The organism is Psychrobacillus sp. Z16_25 (assembly GCF_056856695.1).
This window is the reverse complement of sequence record NZ_JBXEOV010000001.1, coordinates 303,173-320,573: the sequence shown is the minus strand read 5'-3', so window position 1 is coordinate 320,573 and position 17,401 is coordinate 303,173. Positions and strand designations below refer to the sequence as shown.

At 37.3% G+C, this 17,401-nt stretch carries 27 protein-coding genes; 11 read left to right on the top strand and 16 right to left on the bottom strand.

The features are described from left to right. Window positions 1-57: 57 nt before the first annotated feature. The gene (locus tag AC1VU3_RS01540; protein WP_482982545.1) at window positions 58-327 is read right to left on the bottom strand and encodes a phage holin; all 270 of its coding nucleotides are present in this window, start codon (window positions 325-327) and stop codon (window positions 58-60) included. Continuing rightward, window positions 324-614: a hypothetical protein gene (locus tag AC1VU3_RS01535; RefSeq protein WP_482982544.1), complete on the bottom strand. Its 291-nt coding sequence runs from the start codon at window positions 612-614 to the stop codon at window positions 324-326. The genes AC1VU3_RS01540 and AC1VU3_RS01535 overlap by 4 nt, the downstream gene beginning before the upstream one ends. Before the next feature lie 892 nt (window positions 615-1,506). Here AC1VU3_RS01535 and AC1VU3_RS01530 point away from each other — a divergent pair. The 3 genes from AC1VU3_RS01530 (at window position 1,507) to AC1VU3_RS01520 (ending at window position 2,553) form a co-directional block, all read left to right on the top strand. Beyond that, a complete protein-coding gene (locus AC1VU3_RS01530; RefSeq protein ID WP_480388399.1) occupies window positions 1,507-1,704 on the top strand; it encodes a hypothetical protein in 198 nt (65 codons plus the stop codon). A gap of 91 nt (window positions 1,705-1,795) precedes the next feature. Then, window positions 1,796-2,233 (top strand): hypothetical protein, encoded by a 438-nt coding sequence (locus AC1VU3_RS01525; protein WP_482982543.1) that lies wholly within the window; start codon window positions 1,796-1,798, stop codon window positions 2,231-2,233. 38 nt (window positions 2,234-2,271) lie between these two features. Next, on the top strand, window positions 2,272-2,553 hold the full coding sequence (locus tag AC1VU3_RS01520) for a hypothetical protein (protein WP_482982542.1): 282 nt from the start codon (window positions 2,272-2,274) through the stop codon (window positions 2,551-2,553). Between the two features lie 1,076 nt (window positions 2,554-3,629). On the opposite strand, the gene AC1VU3_RS01515 is transcribed toward AC1VU3_RS01520, so the two are convergent. The 3 genes from AC1VU3_RS01515 to AC1VU3_RS01505 all read right to left on the bottom strand — a co-directional run bounded on the left by AC1VU3_RS01515 (window position 3,630) and on the right by AC1VU3_RS01505 (window position 4,497). Next, complete coding sequence (locus AC1VU3_RS01515) at window positions 3,630-4,052, bottom strand: ArpU family phage packaging/lysis transcriptional regulator (protein WP_482982541.1); 423 nt, start codon at window positions 4,050-4,052, stop codon at window positions 3,630-3,632. 72 nt (window positions 4,053-4,124) lie between these two features. Continuing rightward, window positions 4,125-4,289 carry a DUF3954 domain-containing protein gene (locus AC1VU3_RS01510; protein WP_480388395.1) on the bottom strand — a complete coding sequence of 55 codons (165 nt, stop codon included), beginning with the start codon at window positions 4,287-4,289 and terminating at the stop codon, window positions 4,125-4,127. Between the two features lie 16 nt (window positions 4,290-4,305). Then, a complete protein-coding gene (locus tag AC1VU3_RS01505; protein ID WP_482982540.1) occupies window positions 4,306-4,497 on the bottom strand; it encodes a hypothetical protein in 192 nt (63 codons plus the stop codon). 183 nt (window positions 4,498-4,680) lie between these two features. Between AC1VU3_RS01505 and AC1VU3_RS01500 the strand changes: the two genes are divergently transcribed. Continuing rightward, complete coding sequence (locus AC1VU3_RS01500; protein ID WP_482982539.1) at window positions 4,681-5,007, top strand: helix-turn-helix domain-containing protein; 327 nt, start codon at window positions 4,681-4,683, stop codon at window positions 5,005-5,007. 14 nt (window positions 5,008-5,021) lie between these two features. After that, window positions 5,022-5,480: an ImmA/IrrE family metallo-endopeptidase gene (locus AC1VU3_RS01495; protein ID WP_480388393.1), complete on the top strand. Its 459-nt coding sequence runs from the start codon at window positions 5,022-5,024 to the stop codon at window positions 5,478-5,480. Window positions 5,481-5,532: 52 nt separating this feature from the next. On the opposite strand, the gene AC1VU3_RS01490 is transcribed toward AC1VU3_RS01495, so the two are convergent. Continuing rightward, a complete protein-coding gene (locus AC1VU3_RS01490) occupies window positions 5,533-5,754 on the bottom strand; it encodes a hypothetical protein (protein WP_480388392.1) in 222 nt (73 codons plus the stop codon). A gap of 221 nt (window positions 5,755-5,975) precedes the next feature. On the opposite strand from AC1VU3_RS01490, the gene AC1VU3_RS01485 reads away from it, so the two are divergent. The 4 genes from AC1VU3_RS01485 to AC1VU3_RS01470 all read left to right on the top strand — a co-directional run bounded on the left by AC1VU3_RS01485 (window position 5,976) and on the right by AC1VU3_RS01470 (window position 8,274). Further along, the gene (locus tag AC1VU3_RS01485) at window positions 5,976-6,185 is read left to right on the top strand and encodes a YjcZ family sporulation protein (protein ID WP_480388391.1); all 210 of its coding nucleotides are present in this window, start codon (window positions 5,976-5,978) and stop codon (window positions 6,183-6,185) included. A 321-nt stretch (window positions 6,186-6,506) separates the two neighbouring features. Then, window positions 6,507-6,821, top strand: coding sequence for a hypothetical protein (locus AC1VU3_RS01480; RefSeq protein ID WP_480388390.1), 315 nt, complete (start codon window positions 6,507-6,509; stop codon window positions 6,819-6,821). A 118-nt stretch (window positions 6,822-6,939) separates the two neighbouring features. Beyond that, entirely contained in the window at window positions 6,940-7,170 is a 231-nt protein-coding gene (locus tag AC1VU3_RS01475) for a hypothetical protein (protein WP_482982538.1), read from the top strand. 516 nt (window positions 7,171-7,686) lie between these two features. Continuing rightward, window positions 7,687-8,274, top strand: a complete 588-nt coding sequence (locus AC1VU3_RS01470) for an Ltp family lipoprotein (protein WP_480388388.1) — start codon at window positions 7,687-7,689, stop codon at window positions 8,272-8,274. A 206-nt stretch (window positions 8,275-8,480) separates the two neighbouring features. On the opposite strand, the gene AC1VU3_RS01465 is transcribed toward AC1VU3_RS01470, so the two are convergent. Further along, a complete protein-coding gene (locus AC1VU3_RS01465; RefSeq protein ID WP_482982537.1) occupies window positions 8,481-9,305 on the bottom strand; it encodes a methyl-accepting chemotaxis protein in 825 nt (274 codons plus the stop codon). 263 nt (window positions 9,306-9,568) lie between these two features. Next, window positions 9,569-9,772 carry a YqaE/Pmp3 family membrane protein gene (locus AC1VU3_RS01460; RefSeq protein ID WP_480388386.1) on the bottom strand — a complete coding sequence of 68 codons (204 nt, stop codon included), beginning with the start codon at window positions 9,770-9,772 and terminating at the stop codon, window positions 9,569-9,571. A gap of 1,049 nt (window positions 9,773-10,821) precedes the next feature. On the opposite strand from AC1VU3_RS01460, the gene AC1VU3_RS01455 reads away from it, so the two are divergent. Beyond that, entirely contained in the window at window positions 10,822-11,262 is a 441-nt protein-coding gene (locus AC1VU3_RS01455; RefSeq protein WP_482982536.1) for a terpene synthase, read from the top strand. A 229-nt stretch (window positions 11,263-11,491) separates the two neighbouring features. Here the strand turns inward: AC1VU3_RS01455 and glnA are convergent, their stop codons facing one another. The 4 genes from glnA to AC1VU3_RS01435 all read right to left on the bottom strand — a co-directional run bounded on the left by glnA (window position 11,492) and on the right by AC1VU3_RS01435 (window position 15,312). After that, on the bottom strand, window positions 11,492-12,826 hold the full coding sequence (gene glnA / locus AC1VU3_RS01450) for a type I glutamate--ammonia ligase (RefSeq protein ID WP_480388383.1): 1,335 nt from the start codon (window positions 12,824-12,826) through the stop codon (window positions 11,492-11,494). A 41-nt stretch (window positions 12,827-12,867) separates the two neighbouring features. Then, window positions 12,868-13,251, bottom strand: coding sequence for a MerR family transcriptional regulator (locus AC1VU3_RS01445; RefSeq protein ID WP_480388382.1), 384 nt, complete (start codon window positions 13,249-13,251; stop codon window positions 12,868-12,870). A gap of 136 nt (window positions 13,252-13,387) precedes the next feature. Continuing rightward, entirely contained in the window at window positions 13,388-14,638 is a 1,251-nt protein-coding gene (locus AC1VU3_RS01440) for a methionine gamma-lyase family protein (protein ID WP_482982535.1), read from the bottom strand. Between the two features lie 83 nt (window positions 14,639-14,721). Next, the gene (locus AC1VU3_RS01435) at window positions 14,722-15,312 is read right to left on the bottom strand and encodes a hypothetical protein (RefSeq protein ID WP_482982534.1); all 591 of its coding nucleotides are present in this window, start codon (window positions 15,310-15,312) and stop codon (window positions 14,722-14,724) included. A gap of 62 nt (window positions 15,313-15,374) precedes the next feature. On the opposite strand from AC1VU3_RS01435, the gene AC1VU3_RS01430 reads away from it, so the two are divergent. Beyond that, window positions 15,375-15,617 carry a hypothetical protein gene (locus AC1VU3_RS01430; protein WP_482982533.1) on the top strand — a complete coding sequence of 81 codons (243 nt, stop codon included), beginning with the start codon at window positions 15,375-15,377 and terminating at the stop codon, window positions 15,615-15,617. A 104-nt stretch (window positions 15,618-15,721) separates the two neighbouring features. Here the strand turns inward: AC1VU3_RS01430 and AC1VU3_RS01425 are convergent, their stop codons facing one another. The 4 genes from AC1VU3_RS01425 to hfq form a co-directional block, all read right to left on the bottom strand. Further along, the gene (locus AC1VU3_RS01425) at window positions 15,722-16,108 is read right to left on the bottom strand and encodes a type II toxin-antitoxin system PemK/MazF family toxin (protein ID WP_480388378.1); all 387 of its coding nucleotides are present in this window, start codon (window positions 16,106-16,108) and stop codon (window positions 15,722-15,724) included. Then, a complete protein-coding gene (locus AC1VU3_RS01420; RefSeq protein WP_480388377.1) occupies window positions 16,108-16,407 on the bottom strand; it encodes an AbrB/MazE/SpoVT family DNA-binding domain-containing protein in 300 nt (99 codons plus the stop codon). The genes AC1VU3_RS01425 and AC1VU3_RS01420 overlap by 1 nt, the downstream gene beginning before the upstream one ends. A 386-nt stretch (window positions 16,408-16,793) precedes the next feature. Next, window positions 16,794-17,093: a rhodanese-like domain-containing protein gene (locus tag AC1VU3_RS01415; protein WP_482982532.1), complete on the bottom strand. Its 300-nt coding sequence runs from the start codon at window positions 17,091-17,093 to the stop codon at window positions 16,794-16,796. Between the two features lie 60 nt (window positions 17,094-17,153). Next, the gene (hfq, locus tag AC1VU3_RS01410; RefSeq protein ID WP_480388375.1) at window positions 17,154-17,378 is read right to left on the bottom strand and encodes an RNA chaperone Hfq; all 225 of its coding nucleotides are present in this window, start codon (window positions 17,376-17,378) and stop codon (window positions 17,154-17,156) included. Window positions 17,379-17,401 lie beyond the last annotated feature (23 nt).

Genomic DNA, 17,401 nt, shown 5'->3' with positions numbered 1-17,401 from the left:
CTCCATGGGAATCACCCCCTTTCATGTCATAAGAAAAAGCCACCTTAAGCAGGTAGCTTAGTTAGGCTTTTTATAGTTCAATGCTCGCTTGCTGTCCGCAAGTGTAGAGGTTGTTGGATCCTGGATAATGCCAAGCATAGATAAGATACCAAGAGCCGTGTTGACAACGGCAAGTATCCAATTTTGCACTTCGTCCGTCAGTTGAAATTCCGTCCACCCCATTGCTTGGCCACCGATTAACAGTAGCTCAAGAAGAATGAGCAACTGCGCTAGAAAACCTGTGACCCACAAGCGGTTTTGAAACCGAACCCTCCAATTTATCCTCATACCGGACTCACCTCCTGTAAAATAACATCTGCCTTCTTTTGCTGACTCTGCTTGATGGCCTCCTCCATACGAATCACCTGCTCCGTTAACACATCTATCTCCTTTTCCAGTTCCTTGATTGTCTCCTGCAGCTGCTCAATACCCTTGCTAATCGTATCTAGCTTTGTTTCCATCACCGCCTTTCTCTCGGCCTCTTCTCTCAACTCCTTATCTCGAGAGCGCCCAAAGGTCAAAAAGCCAATGACCAACCCAAGCACCGTGCAACTCAACCCAATAAATGCTTCCATTTTGCTCCTCCTCATTTTGGGAATAAAAAAACGCCTCCTTGGGGAGACGTTTCTTTCTACTTATCCACTGTTTCTTATTTACTATTAAATCATAGTAAAAACGATTTTTTGTGCCATCATTGTGCCAGGTCAGCTGCTGTTGTTTTATTCTTCCTAGTTTATATTAAAACATAAGATTTGGAGGAAATGATGCCATGATTGTGCCATCCCCCTTTACTAGTTATATAGAAGATTTCCGGGGAAAAGGATACATACTTTAGAAGCAATAGTGGGGTTATCAATCGGATTTAACACTAACCTGAACCAATATGTTGACAAACGCTAGTAAACTGACTCTTATCGCAAGTAAAGGTCACGATTTCGCAAGTAACCGATCTGGAAACGCATGTAATACGCTGGCGACCGCAAGTAAGGAAGGACTAACCGCAAGTGTTACCAGTTTATTGCCAATCTAGAGCTATCTAAAACGAATGGGGCGATAAGTTATTTCCAGTAAATTTCCGATTAGTGACTAAATCGGTAATGAGAGCGACTAATTCCGGAGTGAAAGCGACTAAATTTGCAATGAACGTGACTAACCACTGAGCGAAAGCGACTAAACCAGGAATGAACGTGACTAAATCCTCGACACGAGCATCACTGAAACAAGATGACCAATTTTGTTTGCTCAAATGCATGGCCTAAGACACCGATAAAATGGCAGTTCCTTCTTGTCTCCTGTTACTTACGCAATCCACCTCTTTACTTGTGCATAGCTGGCGACTAGGCTCGGCTGCTTAGTGTTTACTCATGATTCTGCGTGCACTTCCCCTAATCCAACTCAAGAAGCTATCTTTTATTTCCATAAATATCAAGTTATGTTAAAGTGAGTTTATGTGAGGTGGAGAGGAACATGGAAAGACTTGTTTACTTATTTTTGACGGTTGTATTTTTTGTTATTTACTTTAACATTTTTCAATTTATCTTCAATCGATATATCCCATGGAATACTTTCACGGACCTTTTATCACTACTATTCATAGGTATCGTTCTGATCCCAGCATCTGCTATATCCACGCATCACGTTTATAAGATTATCAAAGCGTCCTAGTTAAGCGTCGAATAGTACTTACCCTTGGCGGTTTCTAGATAGAAGTATGTTGAGAAATATTTTAATATTTTAATCAAAAGAGGAGCTAGCTATGGCTAAAATGAAAATTCTAATTTCCCTTTGCTTCATACTAATAGCGTTTTTTCTTATTTCTAATATTCAAGGTGGTAAAATGGATACTGTTGCAGTTAGCATCGAGGAATCTGACAAGTTTACCGAAGACGAAATAAATAAGGCAATAAAGGCTGTAAAGAAAAAATTTAGGGAATTTAATGGATCCGAGATGACTAAATTATGGTACTCGGAAGAAGAGTCAAATGAAGTGATTGAAGGCTATCTTCGTTCTGGCGGTGGTTCTGAAAGTACTGTAAAGAAAGAAAATATTATTGTCTTGTTCTCGAACTTTCATGTTGATTCTACTGGTGCAGAAAAAGGGTTCAATCCAAATACTACTTATACGGATTGGAACTGGATACTGATAAGAGATAGCAAAGCTGATAAATGGCGAGTGGAAGACTGGGGCTATTAAAAAGAGCTAAGATTGTGAGAGAAAAAGGAGGACTAGTAATGAAAGGGAAATTTCATTATGTGACTATAACACTTCTGATAATTGCAACTTTCTTAGGCATCTTTGCTCAAAGTATATCTTATTATTTGCATGAACAGTTTCCAACAATTAAGTTAGCGACAGCTATAACTGTCATAACTTTTACTAGCATTGGATTATATATTCTTGTATCGGTATTTTTAGCTATTATCAAGCAATCAGCTTTCCTAGGTATATCTATCCTGATTGCTTTTACGATTTCTCTATGGTCAATTTTTGTTTGGGCGATGTGGATGGGGTAAAAATTAAGTACATTTTATAAAGTAACGGGGCTTTCTTTCAAATTCATTTGGAATCTTGTTATAATCAATAATTAGCTCGTAGCAGCGTCGGTGATTACTAGAAGATGAGAGAAATTGGTAAGACGTTGCAACGGTACATGCAAGCGATCGGCTGTGGCTTACCTTAAAGATGGATGGCTTTTCACTTGTTTTGTCTCGTTCGCTTATAGTTGTTAATCGCAATTTTCTCACCATCAACTGCACCCATTAACCTAACCCCACTCTCTTTCACATTGCCTCCTTCTTGAAAACATCTATCCCCATTGCAATCACAGCTTCTGCAATATACACGCATCATGTCTAAGATAATCAATGGGTCCTAACTTAGAGGACGTTGAGACACGAAAAAGTATCATTTGCTTTTCCAAGTCATATTCAAAAGTATTTTCAAAGATAAAACTCAAAATAATGCAAATAATTATTAAATTATGTTAAAATATTGTTATCAAGAGAGAGTTTCACTTGTGCACTTATATAGCCTATGATTATTATGTCAATAATCACCCATTGGTTGCAGTGAGGAAGCGAAAATGATAACTATCTCCAATTTTAGGGGGTGGTATTTTGAAAAAAGGAACAGTCACTTTTATAACAGTTATACTTACGTATATCATTACAAATTTACTATTTGATTTGATCGATTTTCATTATAATGTGTTTAAAGATGAATTTAATCTGTTATTATTCGCAGTTGATTTCGGTATTTTTATTATCACTTTTCTATTGATTTATAAACTGTTAAATAAACTGTTTATAAAGGAAGAAGAGTTGTTAACATAAATAACAGAGTCAGAGACACAATTCTTATATGAATTGTTGTCTCTTTTTTATTGTTGCATCAACACATAGATACTTTATATTGATGAATTCGAGACACAGCGGAGAACCTAAACGTAAAAAGTCAGAAAGCCCTTATAATCATATCAAGATGAAGAATCATAAGGGCTGTTACATTCACTTTCACTAGTTATCTATGTTGAGTTGTTAATCGCACTTAACTCCCTTCAACCGCCCCACTAACCTCACACCAATCTCTTTCACATTGCCTCTCCCTCATAAACCGCTATTCCCATAGCAATCCCCATCTTCTGCAAGGCCTGCGACTTAATACGGTAATAGTGTCGGTGGGAAAGATTCAGCTCTGTATATACCTCGTAGTCGAATATTTCTTCCTCCCCAAGATACTTCATGGCGATAATGGATCGCTCACGTTCGTTTAGCTTGTTCACTGCATGTATGACTAGTTCCATCACCTCTTCTCTTCTTCGTTCATAATCTACATTTGCAATAGCTGCTTTTTCAGTGGAGGAGTTTCGAGTAAAGCTTCCCGACGGAGGAACAAGTGAATAAGTGGATGTCAGCTTTGGCATTTGATCAAGTGTTGCCTGTAGCAGGTATCTGCGGTATTCCCCTAACATTTTCTCTGCGGCCTTTTTCGTTTGCATTGTATTTATTTGCATCTGCTTCCCTCCTTTAAAATAAAAAGGACACACGACTATAAAAGTCCGTGTGTCCTGGTTGTTCCAGTAACGTTATATTCTTTTCGTAGATTGAACCTCTACCAGTGTTGGCTTTCCATTTTGCCAGGTGATGATTTGTTTTCCAAATCCATTTGACGGGCTTTCAATTTTCTTGCAATCCCCTTCTTTTATTAAATAAACGCCTTGATCCAGATCATGTAACTCTTTTTCTCGCAAGTGCTTGTCCCCCTTTCTATAACCATTTCTTAAACATACTGTTTAGCAAGCTTTTCGAGTAACGGCTATATATCGGCTTGGTATTCTGCTGTCTCACCTTTCTATATTCTTCATACCCCCTATCTCTTGATACGACAAATGCAATCTTGTGCTCCGTTAACCCCTTCTCTAAAACCCATCTACTAACTATATAATTAGTTACTTTCAAACCCCTTTCCCCCTTTTCCGAAATGGTGACTAAATAAAAACATATGTTCTATTTTTAGCTAATATTATCACCAGTATGGTTATAAGTAAATGGTTAATTTGAATTATTCGAAAATTATGTTTCCAATATGGTGACTATTAAGTTATACTGGTTAAAAAACTGAAAAGGAGGCCTTCTGCAATAATGGAGCTAAGTAATTTTGTGGGGGAGCAAATAAAAAAATGGCGTTTACTAAGGAATTTGAACCAGGAGGAATTAGCTAAAAAATTACATACGACGAAACAAACGATCTCTCGATATGAAAAAGGAGAAAGAAAGGCCAATCAAGAAGTGTTATATGAGCTAGCTAAGCTATTAGAGGTTTCCGTAAGTGAATTCTTTCCTCCTTTGGAACATAAAAAAGAAGAAACAATCCAAACGATTGCAGCGCATATCGATGAGGACGTGACAGAGGAAGAGCTAAATGACATAAAAAAATATATCGCATTTATCAAGTCACAAAGAAAGTAAAGGAGTGACCGTGAATGAGCTATGAAAAACTAATAACTCAATACCCACACATCCGAATCGTGGAAAAAGATTTGCCTAAGGGATTATCAGGACTATATTACGATCAAAATATTGAAATCAATAAATTCCAAAGCATTTATGAGAAGCATTGCATTCTTGCAGAAGAATTAGGACATTACGAGACCACTGTTGGAGACATTACAGACCTAGACAATTTACACAATCGCAAGCTGGAACAGGTCGCAAGAAGATGGGGCTTTGAGAAAATTGTATCATTTGACCACCTAATTGAATGCTATGAGCTGGGATTGACGAATGTAGAGGAGATCTGCGTCCATTTAGAAATTACGTCCCACTATCTAAAGGAAGCGCTAGAGGTCTATAAGCAACGATATGGGATTGTGGTACAATATAAAGATTTCCTGCTGTCCTTTGATCCTTTTAATGTGGAACAACTTAAGGAGGATAAATAAGATCTTTTATTCGTCATGAATAAATGGATACCAAAACAAAAGCCACTTCGTGTCAAGTGGCTTCGCTGAGGATGTATTCAAATTTTTCTACTTCTCCCGCCTCTATCGGCACCCCAAAAAGTAGCGGTCCACTGGTCGTCATTTTGATATCCGCCTTGTTTTCTTTGAGTAATTTTTTATATACCTCTTGGTTGATGATTATTTTCGTTATCTGCTTCCCCTGCTCGGTTAAATAATCAAATCCGTCCTTCATTCTATTTACTACCATCTCCATACTCTTACCTCCCAACTAATTCCTTTCACTAGCATTTCCCCTATTTATCTAAATATGTCTCTCATTATTTTCCTATTAAATCATGCTTTCATTACCTTAGGGACTACTAATTAAATTATTAAAAATAATTTGCTATTCTCCTTCAATCTAAACGTTTTCATTATGTGTTCCATTCATTTGTGCGTACAATATCATATCAACTACAAAGGAGGTGCTTAATTATGTATAATCAAGGCTATTCCCAAAACTATCAGTCTAATAATTGCGGTTGTAACTATCAATCTGATTATAGTGGATGTAACTACCAATCATATGGAGGTGGAGGGTCCCGTAAAAACAACAGCTTTGCATTACTAGTTGTTTTATTTATCCTTCTAATCATCATTGGTGCAACATTTTCAAATAATCGTCACGACGGGCACGACTGCTAATATCGTGTGACCTAACCGTTGTTCTTTGTATGTGTAAACAATCTTTGGGACAGGTTTCTAAAAAAACCTGTCCTTTTTTAATTGAATATTCTACGCCTACGTTCATAACTTATACTTAAGTGCATCGACCAATACCCAACATCACAAGATACCTGGACTTAATAGCAAAATAGATGGTCCAAATCACAAGATCCCTCCACATAATCGCAAGATGAATCGGTCTAATTTCTTTCATGCTACCCTATCATTTAATGGATTATTATGGTAAATTATATAAAAGCCATCATCTGTTAGTTTGTTCTTTGAGATAGGAGGATTTTCTTGAATTTCATCACATTTATCATTTTAATTGTTTCTTTCCTAGTCTCGACAGTCTCTTCCGTTTGGATGATGAAAAGGAATAAAAAAAGGAAAGCAAGGTTGATCGCATTTGGAATAAATGCTTTTATTTTGTCCTTTGCCAGCCTCCTACTATATAAGTTGGACGTTCAAACTTTTCATAAAGAAGCGGAAGGTTTATTTGGCAGTTTAGGTATAGTCGTATTTATATTTTTTATTCCAATTCTAACGACTATCAATTTCTGGATACTTGAGCTTGCACCGAAAAGCAAGACAAGTCCCTCCACCCCTTTATAAGTTCGATAAGTGTACTTTTCATCTAATTTATGTTAAGATAATCAAATCATTAAACAATTAATGGAAATTTTTTGACTTTTCTTAGTCACCTTCCACTAGTAGGTAGGAGGCAGTTTAAATGATCAAAGATAATATCATGAAAATGCTACAGACTCTCTGTATGTATAACAACGTCGAAATTAAACATACCTTCAGTTTAAAGGATGAACCTGTCTTAACCGTGCGTTGCTTAAAAGATACAACTACCATTGAGCTAACCAATCTTTCTGATAACTCAGTAACGCTATTTGATAACTTGAATGATGCAGCAGAAGCTCTGGAACATCTAATGTCCGAGTATTCGTTGTAACAACACTTTCTATAGACTTAATGAAAATTAGCATACCTTTTTGTAAACCACCATTGCCTACTGGGCTACGGTGGTTTACTTTTTTTTTTGGCGGAGTGAAACAATCAGGCGTCGGCCGTGAATACGAGTTAGAAGGCATCAAATCCTACACGGAAACACATGGCATCAACTTACCGAATGACTTAGAGTTACCTTATATTCTGGAATAAGATTTATGAGCAGAAAGGTCATCATGAGTAATTGTGATGGCCTTTTTTCAGTTCAATTCTGCAAAAACATTTCCCCCTCTCCTCTACAAAAATATACATCTAAATATTATTATTTTTAAAATAATTTTAGGTAATTATAATCTTTTTAAACGTCAAAATTAATCGAAACAGACCTTATATTCAGGCTAAAATAAAGCATCATATATATATATTTAACTAATTTTCCTAGATAAATAATCCTGATTTAATCTGGAAAGAATTTAAACACACAGTATAATAGATTCAGTAAATGAGGGAGGTAGTAAAAATGTCTGAAAAAAACCAAACTAAAAAACCTTTTTACAAAAAGTGGTGGTTCATCGTTATTGCAGTAATAGTTGTTATCTCAGCAATAGCATCAATGGGCGATGAAACTGAACAAGTCGAAACTAGTTCCTCAAAAAACGAAGAGCTTGTAGAAGAAACGCCACAAGAAAAAGTAGATACGGAAACGGATGAGACTACTCAAGAAGCAGTAGATACTGAAGTAGAGAAAACAGAAGAAAAAGCTGAAGAAAAGGAAGCTCAAGAACAAGCTAAAGAAGAAAGTGTTCCAAGAGAATATAAAGCTGCACTAAAGAAAGCTGAAATATATGCTGAAACAATGCACATGTCAAAAGCAGGGATTTATAATCAGTTGACATCTGAATATGGGGAAGGCTTCCCACCTGAAGCCGCTCAATACGCTATTGACAACATTGTATGTGATTGGAAAGAAAATGCGTTAGAAAAGGCAAAAATATATGCTGACACTATGAGCATGTCAGATTCCGCTATTTACGATCAATTAATTTCTGAACACGGAGAAAAATTTACGCCAGAAGAAGCTCAATACGCAGTAGATAACTTACAATAATATAATCATAAAAAGGAAACCTAAAGAGAGATCACTTGTAGGTTTCCTTTTACATTTTAATAGGACCTAAGCCGTTTTACTCTCCAATTCTAATGAAAACGCCCTTCTCTAAAACCCAAATATTTTGCCTTTTTCATATAACCCCTACTTTCCAGATTTATATAGGAGAAAAACCACCTTCCTTCCTGGTAGGTGATTTGACTTCATTATCTAGTCAGGTCTTCAAATTCCTCGAGATACTCAGCGAATTTTGTTTGAGTTTTTATGATGGATTTCTGTAGTGCTTCCGTTACCTCACTAACTTTCATCACTTCTCCTACAATATTGCTCACGTTTTCATTTACATCATTAATCGCCTGGTCCACATTACCGGACAATCTTCTTACCTCATCTGCTACTACTTTAAATCCTTGACCATGTACACCAACTCTAGCCGCTTCAATTGCCGCGTTTAAAGCAACCATATTTGTTTGCCGAGAAATATTTCGAATTCCAATGGAAGTATCATTTATTAGGTCAGTTTGTACTTTTAAGGAATCAATCGCTTTCATTTTTTCGCTGGAGTTATCGATTACTAAGTTTACTAGCTCTTCTGTCATGTTTTTCAACCTGGAAATTAATTCGGTTGTCGTGTTCTCTCTCTCTGTAATATCAGTGGCTATTTTTAATATAGCCTCGACCGTATTTTCACTTGAAAGAATAGGGATATAAGTAGCTTCCAGCCAAATTATATTGTCATTTTTACCAACTCGCTTGATTTTTTCTTGAAATTTTAGCCCTTTTTTTAGATTTGACCACAGTATTTCATATTCTTCACTTTCCACAAATTCTCTTGTACAAAATTGCATATGGCTAGCATGTAAGATTTCCTCTACTTTATATCCAAGCGTTTGAGCAAAATTTTCGTTAACCCAAATAACTCTTTTGTTCATATCAAATTCAATCATTGCTAGATTAGACTCTAATGCAGATAAAACATTATTTCCATCCAAAACCTGTGTGCTAATACCTTTATTGATAGCTAATACCATATAATTTACCCCTTTGTTTGTACTTCCACTTGATTATATCACCAAAAAATCCCATGCGTTACAACTAAATAAAAATTTATAAAATGACTGTGATATACCACTTTCCCTGAAAGGTATTTTGACCCAACTAACATACTGTTATTGTCGGACTAGCAAAGTAAAGAATGTCTATTTATATATGGGAAGTATTTTACTTCTCTTTATTCTAAAACCCTATTTTAACAAAAATAAAAAGCCACACCTTGAGAGGCATGACTCGATGGTTAATGTCTGTTCGCTTTGCTAATTAATTCAGCTTGTTTCTTCATTCTTTGATTTGCTTTGTGTTCGTTCACCACTAGGACCGCATGGATCACAGCAGGTATCCACACTAAGAAACATAATAATAAATTAATAAACGCTTGAAATGGTCTCCCTACAAGCAGCACTGCAACTGGTGGTAAAAAGATTGCTAGTAAATATAACATCGTCTCTCTCCTTCTTATGTAGTATAAATATCATACAATACATAACATTTCCACATCAACTTAATAAAATATTGACAATAATCATTTATTTAGCATAGTTAGATCAAAGTTTCTTTCTATACACTAATAGTTATGCGCATGAAACAGTTCCTCTATTCTTTTCTTATGTGTTATAAATCAATCGGTTAGAAGTCAATTTAAACTCCACAGGGATTCTATGCGTAGTAATGAACCAACTACTGACAATAATGACTTATCAGCATCGAGGGGACATAGGTGCTAACTCCCGTTAACATCCCTCCACAGATACAAATGAAGGTATCAACTATAACTGACTTAGTGGATAGATATATCCCAGTCACGTACATTATTAACCCTAGAAAAAAGAAGACTGCTCCTTTGTTCAAAATATAACCCTTTGCATTTTAAAATACTTTATATATCATTCATGATAAACCTAACATTTAATCAACAAACTGTAATACTCTAACCATTGTCGAAATTGTTCCCAAAGCAAAGTTTAGTAAACTAATTGAATTAAAAAGCAGTCTAAACTGTTTGGTAGTCTTAGCTGCTGTATCGAACGTCCCAAAATGGGCATTTGGGAAAATTTTAGCTAATAATTTATAAACATTATCTCACTTCAGAACGGTGCGTGCCATTTTAATACAACTATATGCCGAGAAGAAGCGTTATCATCTGAAATGAAAGACTTAAAAGGTGCAGCTGGATGGATTTCGTGGTGAGGGTCCACATGTTGATGGAGTGGATAATGATTAGCATGTTCACGTGAAAAAAGGTAGTATTAAAGGTGCGAAAGACTCAGCTAAAGTTCCTAAATCTGTACAAAAGAAACAGCAGACTGGAAAAAAGGATAAAAAAAACAGGAACAACTTGATGAAGAACGAGCAAAAGCAAGTAAGTTTTCATGGACAGAAATAATATTACAGCCACTTGTTGTTTTAGCAGGACTTGCTGCTGTCTCTGGATTAACAGTGTGGGAAATAATAAAAGCAGGACCTAATTTCATATTTGGATAGGTGAAGAAAATGATTGAGATTGATAGAAAACTAAGATTAAAAGATTTAGAGATTTTTCGTTTTTTTAAAGATGATAAAATGTTAGCTTATGTTATTATCGAAGATACTAGAGGACCATATACAGAAGAAGACAAAAAGTTAGATCCACTTTGTTTTTTAGACGAAGAAGATCTAAATGAAATTGTGAATGTATTTAGAATTTACCTCCTAACTGTTAAACCTTTAGAAAAAGACGATTCGATTATATTAAGAGTGTTTTTTGGAAATTTAGTAGACATTAGTTCTGTTACAAACTACATTATTAAAGAATATGTAGATCCAGATTTATATGAACATGTAGATGATTCTTGGAATATTGAAACTTATCAAAGAATGTTAGATATAGTTGGATCAAATTATAAAATTCAAGCTATTGATGAAAAAAACTGGTTAAATTTATCCCAGGAATAAGATGATCTAGGGGTGATTAATCCTTCATATCTTTCCGCTTTTTACTTTCAATTAAATCCAAAACTTCTAGGTAATTAGGACAATAAAGTAAGCGGAATGTCCATTGAGCAAAACAATCGATTTAATTCCATGTATCGTATTCTCTGCTAAAGTGATATAAAAAACACCGCCCAGTCATCAAATGACCAAACGGTGTTTTCTTCATATCTGTTCTAAAAGTCTATCAATCTTAATACATCTTCAAGTATTGCTCGCGTTCCCATGGATGTACAGTAGTTCTGAACATATCCCACTCGATTTCTTTTGCTTCAAGGAAGTTTGCGTAGATGTGCTCGCCTAGTGCACCTTTGATTACTTCGCTCTTAGACAATTCTTTGATTGCTGCGTGTAATGTTGGCGGGAGGTTGTGGATGCCTACTTCTTCTCTTTCTGCTTCTGTCATTACGTAGATGTTGCGATCTACTGCTGGTGGTGGAGTCATTTTGTTTTTGATTCCATCAAGACCCGCTTGTAGGATTACTGCCATTGCAAGGTATGGGTTAGCAGCTGGATCAACAGAACGAACCTCGATACGAGTGCTTAATCCGCGAGAAGCTGGGATACGGATAAGTGGACTTCTGTTTTGAGCTGACCAAGCTACGTAACATGGTGCCTCGTAGCCAGGAACTAGACGTTTGTATGAGTTTACAGTCGGGTTCGTGATAGCTGTGAAGCTTTGCACGTGGTTCAGGATACCAGCCATGAATTGCATTGCTGTTTCACTTAATTGAAGCTCTGCAGACTCATCGAAGAATGCATTTTCTTTTCCTTTGAATAAAGAAACGTTACAGTGCATTCCAGATCCGTTTACGCCGAATAATGGTTTTGGCATGAATGTTGCATGCAAGCCGTGCTTACGAGCAATTGTTTTTACTACTAGTTTAAAGGTTTGGATGTTATCACATGCAGTTACTGCATCCGCATATTTAAAGTCGATTTCGTGCTGTCCTGGAGCTACCTCATGGTGAGAAGCTTCGATTTCAAAGCCCATTTCTTCTAGCTCAAGCACGATATCACGACGGCAGTTTTCCCCAAGGTCCACTGGTGCTAAGTCAAAGTATCCGCCATGGTCGTTTAAGTCTAGAGTTGGCTCACCTTGAGCATCTAATTTAAATAGGAAGAACTCTGGCTCTGGTCCTAGGTTGAAGCTAGTAAACCCTAATTCTTTCATTTCCTTCATAATACGTTTCAAGTTACTACGTGGGTCCCCAGCGAATGGAGTACCATCTGCTTTATTTACGTCACATATTAAACGAGCAACCTTCCCTTTTCCTGTGATCCAAGGGAATACTACCCAAGTATCTAAATCTGGTACAAGATACATATCAGATTCTTCGATACGTACGAAGCCTTCAATTGAAGAGCCATCGAACATCATTTTGTTATCGAGAGCTTTATCGAGCTGACTTACTGGAATTTCAACATTTTTAATCGTACCTAGTATATCTGTGAACTGAAGACGAATGAAATTTACCTCATGTTCCTTTACGAACTTTTTAATATCTTCCTTAGTATACTTGCTCATTTTTCCACTCTCCTAAATATTTGATAATATGTGAACCTCGCTTATCGAAAGAAGCGAGATAGGTCCCCTTGTCGTAATGAAGCTCTTTGTTGTCTTTGTGCCAGTTGCATCTCTTCTTTGACAATTGCTCGTAATTCTTGGTCAGAGATGACTTGGTGGGCATTTTTAGAGACTGCTGGATTTTTTTTCATTTCAAAAATCTGTTTGATTCCAGCAATATTCACGCCTGACTTTAAGAGGTCCTTTATTTCTAATAAGACATCTATATCATCTAGCGAGAACATCCGCTGCTTACCTTCCGTACGTGCAGGCTGTACCAGTTCTTGTTCTTCATAGTAGCGAATTTGTCTAGCTGTTAGACCTGTTAGCTGCATGACTGTGTTCATTGATAGCAGTGGCATGGAACGTCTCCACTCCTTTTCCATCGCCGCACCTCCTATGTAGGTTATATGGATAGTATATGTCACGTAAGCTAACATGTCAACACTATGTAAGCAATTCTAACATATATTTTTTAAAAAATATACCACTTCTAAATTTTTAGAAAGTGGTATCAATTTGTTAGGATTTGATGGATTGAACTGCTCCTAAAATCGCATATTTGACATGCTCGTACGTCAAACCACCCTGAATAAATGCGGTAAATGGTGGGCGAATTGGACCATCTGCAGTTAATTCCATACTTGAGCCTTGAATGAACGTACCGGCAGCCATGATGACGTCATCCTCGTAGCCAGGCATGTAGGCTGGCTCAGGTGCAAACTGCGCATTCACTGGTGAATGTTGTTGGATAGCCTTGCAGAATTGAATCATCTGCTCCGCTGTTTGGAAGGAGACGGATTGAATTAAATCGGTTCGCTTAGATGTATAATGGGGCTCCGTTGTCATCCCTGCCTCTTCTAGCACAGCAGAAGTAAAGATAGCTCCTTTTACGGCTTGGGAAACAATATGGGGTGCCAGGAAAAAACCTTGATACATATCAAGTAATGTACCAAGAGAAGCTCCTGCCTCTCCTCCTATACCCGGAGAAGTCATACGATAAGCACATTTTTTCACAAACTTTTCTTTTCCTGCGATATAACCGCCTGTTTTCGCTAATCCACCGCCTGGATTTTTAATAAGCGATCCAGCCATTAGATCTGCTCCCACATCTGTCGGCTCTAGTTCCTCCACAAATTCTCCGTAGCAGTTATCCACGAAAATAATCGCATCTTCTTTTATTGCACGAATACGCTGCACCATATCCTTGATTTGATCAATCGTAAAGGATGGTCTTACCGCATATCCCTTAGAACGTTGAATCGCAATGACCTTCGTACGGCTATGTACAGCCTTTTCAACAGCTTCCCAGTCGATCTCACCTGTAGAAAGAAGATCTACATGCTGATAGCTGATTCCGAAATCTGCTAGGGAACCAGTGTCCTCTTCCCCTCCACTTACAATCGATTGAAGCGTGTCGTATGGCTTTCCAGTGATGTAAAGCAGCTCGTCGTTTGGTCGTAGTACCCCAAACAGGCTGATGGAAATCGCATGCGTCCCCGAGATAATTTGTGGGCGAACTAGTGCTGCCTCTGCTCCAAATGTTGTCGCATATACCTTTTCCAATGTATCTCGACCTTCGTCATCATAGCCGTATCCAGTGGACGTTTGGAAATGATGGTCACCCACCTGGTGAGCTTTAAATGCATGAAGAACCTTTTGTTGGTTATGGAAGGCAATTCGTTCCGCCTCTTTATGGTAAGCAGCTACTTTTTCTTCTGCTTTTGCTGCTAATGTAAGTGTTTGTTCTGTTAGTGTCGTAGTAAATATCATGATATCTTTCTCCTTTTTTTATTCCTTCTATATGATAAAGGAATCAACAAAAAAAGGCTAATTTCCTTTTGGAAATTAACCAGTTAGTCCTCCCAGTAAAAAATGGCATGCATGAGGACATAATCCCGTGGCTCACTATAGATAGTTGGAATTTTCGCTTGAAACGGTAGAGGCATGTTGATCGATTCCTCCTTCAACAGCTCATAACCAAATTCTGTTAACGCCTCGGTTATCTTTTGTGCGACAGGGAGGAATTTCTCTCTGATACGCAGTTGGCTTGGACTTGTTAGAGAGCCGTAAGCTCCGCCTGTCTGCTCGCCAGTCTCTATGAGAAACGTTTTATATCTCGTATCCTCTCCCATAATTGCAACAGGTGCCAGACGACTGATATAAAGAAGAAGCCCCTCTGTCTCCTCTTCTCGTGTCCATTTATTCTCCGAGCTTCGCTTATCCTCCTCACGGTAGCAATAAAACTCTACAAAGGAGGCATAGCCGCTCCCAAAATGCTTCCACTCTGCTTCACATATGATGCCAGGGATCCTATCGATCCGGTAAAACAACCTACGAATATGTGCTTCTACCTCATCATCGTCATTTGTATCATAAGGATAGGAATCACCAATCATTTTTCCTGCAATTAGATTTCTCAATTGCTCTTCGGTAAACATTAACATTTGCTCACTCCTTTTGTTAAAATGAAATATATTCCAATTATTTCCTTGAAGGAGGTGTTATTTTGAATAAAGGCACGCAAGTAATTATAGGGGTAGGTCTTATCGTAGCTAGTGGCATTTTATTTACAATCGAACGACTAAGCTCTTACATCTATTGGCTAGCACAAGCAGCGCATAATCAGTATCAGCCAGAACCAGAGATTTTCTATTTTCAAAACTGGTTTGTATGGATCTTTCTTGCTACAGGTCTGCTAATCCTTATGTATGCATTTTCAAAAGAAATAAATCGTATTTTGTTTACTTGAAAGAAGAACACAAGATTCCATATATAATTTTAAGTCTTTGTGGTAGCTATCCACTAAGGGTAGTCCAAATTTCTATTTAAAAACCTCTTTCAAAAGAAAGAGGTTTAAGATAAAAATGTCTGTATCTTTGCAAGACATTCCTCGATTATTTCATCCATTATCTCAGTTTGAGCATCATCCAAATGATAACTTTTAAGAATTTTGATGTTTCTAGCTTTCCAATCTAACGTTTTTACTTGATCCGTTAGTATTACCCCTGTTACTGGAAAACCATCGCCATCTAGGGTAATCCCCTCCTTGGGTAAGGGGACTTCAAAAGGATATCCTTTTTCTTTACTTGTAATGGGACAAACTGCCGCAAATCCCGTCGCCTCATTAAATTCTCTCGGAGATAAGACTATAGCATTTCTTCTGCCAGCTTGTTCATGACCAGCTTGTGGATAGAAGCTTAATACAATTAAATCGCCTCTTTTCGGCACTTTAGATTCCATTATATTAGCTCACGACCCTCTTTACCTAATTCAATTTCAGCATGACGATTTTCAGCAGTAATCCGAGAAAGAAGTTCATCTAAACTATATTCTTTTTTTACCTTTTTTGGTTTTATCGTAATAACTCCTTGCTGGGAGCTTACGCTTAATTCTAATTCAGTTCCTTGGTCAATTCCTATTTTGTCAGCAGCTTCTTTCGGGATGCGAATACCTAAACTGTTACCCCATTTTTGAGCAATAACTGTAGACATATAGTCAACCCCTTTATTATGGTTTAATCGGTTTTCCTTTTTTTTCATATTATCACACTCTTCCCCAAATGTATATACATAGTATATACATCCAAGATAAAAATATTCGTGGTCCTATCAACATATAAATAATTTTTATAGAAAAAACCGAAGCATCACCATGTCGGCAACATCTCAATCTTCGTTATTTAAATGGGGTTACTCTCACTTAAAGAGTAGTTACTCTCGTTCAAGACGAGATTACTCTCACTCAGCCGGGGTTTACTCTCGGATAGGAGCAATTTACTCTCATTCGAGGAGTTTACTCTCGTTCGAGTGACCTTTACTCTCGTTCAAGTCAATTTTACTCTCGTTCAGACTCAGACTTCTCACTGCGGTCAAAATGAAAGAAGCCCTTACGATGCTAAAATCGTAAGGGCTTTTCTATCAATGTCTTATAGTTCGACTTCGCCTTCCCAGTCCAGCATCCCGCCAGCAACATTGGTTACGTCGAAGCCATTTTCCTCAAGGATTTGACAAGCCATGGCACTTCTGCCTCCAGCCTTACAAACAATATAATGTGGCTTCGACTTGTCGATTGAATCCATGCTCGCTTCTACATCACCTAGTGCGATATGTACTGCTCCTGGAATAATTCCTGTCGCAACCTCTTCTTTTTCTCGAACGTCAATAACGCTTACCTCTTCGCCGTTATCAACCTTTTCTAGTAATTCTTGTGCGGTGATCGTTTTCATGATGAACTCTCCATTTCTTTATAGATAATAGAATAGAAATGAATCGTTCTGATTCATTTCTTATTCTTCTTCAGACAATTTTACTGGTTTAGAAGGTGCGAATGTGGAAATCGCATGCTTATAGATTAGTTGCTGCTTTCCATCAGACTCAAATAGCACCGTAAAGTTATCGTATGACTTTACAAGCCCCTTTAGCTGAAAGCCATTTAATAAAAACACCGTTACGAAAATATCATTTTTTCGTAATTGATTTAAATAATTGTCTTGAATATTCATCGGTTTCATCCCAATACCCCCACTTGTATGCT